Origin of the sequence: Bellilinea sp. (genome assembly GCF_034432615.1) — a bacterium.
GTDB lineage: Bacteria > Chloroflexota > Anaerolineae > Anaerolineales > Anaerolineaceae > Bellilinea.
In genome coordinates, this window is record NZ_DAOUBL010000353.1 from 1 (window position 1) to 2,644 (window position 2,644).

General features: G+C 56.2%; 2 protein-coding genes. One reads left to right on the plus strand and one right to left on the minus strand.

From position 1 onward, the window contains the following. Window positions 1–1,078 (minus strand): C39 family peptidase (locus VAE48_RS15925; RefSeq protein ID WP_322794325.1); only part of this gene is annotated, 1,078 nt, incomplete at its 3' end. Window positions 1,079–1,250: 172 nt separating this feature from the next. Here VAE48_RS15925 and glgP point away from each other — a divergent pair. Next, the coding region (gene glgP / locus VAE48_RS15930; protein ID WP_322794326.1) for an alpha-glucan family phosphorylase at window positions 1,251–2,644 on the plus strand (1,394 nt) is incomplete at its 3' end.

Below are 2,644 nucleotides of genomic sequence, written 5' to 3' on the forward strand. Positions count from 1 at the left end.
CAAAGTAGGGGCCGGTCTGATACCACATCATCCGCCAGGGTCGGTCTTTCTCCGCCAGGCCGGCCATCAGCGCAAAGGCCTGGTCGTAGGTGCTGGCTGCACCGGCGTAATCCTGCAAATTGACCAGACTGGTGCCGCGGTTGAAATAGGCAAAGAACTTTTCCACACCGTCCAGCCGGACGGCTTCTTCGGCGGCTGTTTGAGCAGCGATTTGAAAGGCAGTTTGCGGGTCGGCGTAGGGACCCAGCAAGTCCAGCAGCTCAGCCTCGCGCTCCGGCGGGTAAATGACCAGAAAGATGTAATTGAACGAGCGCCACTGCCAGAGCAAATCATCATAACTCACTTTGAAATTCGGTTCAAAATACGAATCCTGGGTGATAAAGACCTTTTTGGCGTCATCGTAGCCGGTGATGGTCGAATAATGCCCCATCCAGCCCAATTTACCGTTGATATCGCGGATGACAATCCCTTTTTCGATCAACGGCACAAAACCGGCCGCAATCAGTTTTTTGAGCGTTTCCAGCGTCCCGCCATGACGGACCAGGGCGTTCAGGTTGGTGTAGGTTTGCACATAGTCCGCCATCTCGTAGGGCATCACATTTTTATCTTTTTCAAACGGTTTGAGCAGCGGGCCGACATCGGTGCGCTCACCCTGCCAGCCCCAGTAAGAAAGCCCCATGGCAAGATTAGCCGGGGCACAGTAATTCCACAAACCGTGCTGATCCTGATAACGCACCCCACTGAGGGCAACACTTTCCGGCAGAGGCGTGGGTGTCTGAGTGGGGGTGGGGGTAAATTGCGGGGTGGGCGTTGCCGTGTATGAGGCAGTGGTCGGGCTGGCGGTCGGTGTGGAGGTGCGGCTGAAGGCCTGCATGGTGGCATCCACAATCGTGGCAACCGCTTCTTCCGGCACAAAAACCGCCTGCTGAGGCGGGTTAAGGGCGTAACGCGCCTGAACACGCAGCTCGTTAAAGTTCGATACCAGACGGCCGCGCAAAGAGGGTATTGCCAACAAAAGTCCAAACACAAACAGGGCGGCAATCAAAAAGAAGGGGATGACCTTGCGTTTTGAAATCACGATTTGATTATAACATTTTCACACCAACCGAAGCGGAGGCAGCGGATTACATGGTATAATTTTGGGCTGTTGATTTGTATGGACTTGCATATTTCGGATAAACATTACCAATTCACTGCCCGGCGAGATTTCCCCTTTTCCGGGCATCTGGATGGATCGAGAGAGAACAACCATGAACGAAACCATTAAACGGGAAATTCCCAATCATTTCAGTCTTCCGCGGCGCATCAGCCGCTTGAGCCAGCTCGCTTATAACCTGTGGTGGGTTTGGAACCCGGAAGGCCAGCAGTTATTCCGGCAGATCAAGCCGCGCCTGTGGGATGAAGTCGAGCATAACCCGGTGGCATTCCTCAAAAAAGTAGAACGCAGCCAGTTGAACGCTGCCGCCAACGACACCTACTACCTGGATATGTACGATCGGGTGATGAAAAAATTTGATGATTACCTGAGCACTGAGGATACCTGGTTCAAACAGCAGTATCCCCACCTCATCCATCAGCAGATTGCCTACTTTTCCTTTGAATTTGGGCTGCACGAATCACTGCCAGTGTACGCCGGCGGGCTGGGTATTCTGGCCGGCGACCATCTCAAGGAAGCCAGCGATCTGGGTTTGCCGCTGGTGGGGGTAGGCTTCATCTATAACCAGGGCTACTTCACCCAGGTCATCACCGAGGACGGCTGGCAGGAAACCCACACCAAACATCTGGTGCTGGAAGACGCGCCCATTTCTCTGCTGAAAGATGCCGATGACAACCCCATTACGATTTCCGTTGAATTGCCCGGCAGAAGCGTGTTTGCCCGCATCTGGGAGGTGCGGGTGGGGCGTGTTTCGCTCTTTTTGCTGGACAGCAACCTGCCCGTCAACACCGACAGCGACCGCCAGTTGACTGCCCGTCTGTACAGCAACGATCTGGAAGTGCGCATCTCGCAGGAAATTCTGCTGGGGATGGGCGGTGTGCGCGCTCTGCGCCGGCTGGGATACCAGCCGCAGGTCTGGCACATGAACGAAGGACACTCCGCCTTTCTGGCAGTGGAACGCGCCCTTGAGCTGGTACGCACGGGCAAATCCTTTGCCGAAGCCGCCAGCGAGGTGCGCAAGACCAACGTTTTCACCACCCACACCCCCGTGCCGGCCGGCAATGACCAGTTCCCGCTCTGGCTGGTGGATAAGTACTTCTCCCAAATCTGGCCGGAATTGGGGCTGACCCGCGACCAGTTTGTGGATTTGGGCCGTCAGGCAACCCCGTGGGGAGAAAGCTTCTGTATGCCGGTACTGGCCTTGAAACTTTCCCAACACGCCAACGCCGTTTCCGAATTGCACGGCCAGGTATCGCGGCGCATGTGGCACTTCCTGTGGCCTGAACGGGCCGCCGAAGATGTCCCCATCCGCCACATTACCAACGGCGTGCATACCGGCACCTGGCTGGCGCGCCGTCTGCGTCTGCTGTTCGACCGCTACCTGGGCGCCGACTGGATGAAGCGGATTGACGACCCGCAGCTGTGGTTGCAGATGGAAAATATCCCTGACGGTGAATTGTGGGCGGTGCGGCAGCACCTCAAACGCAA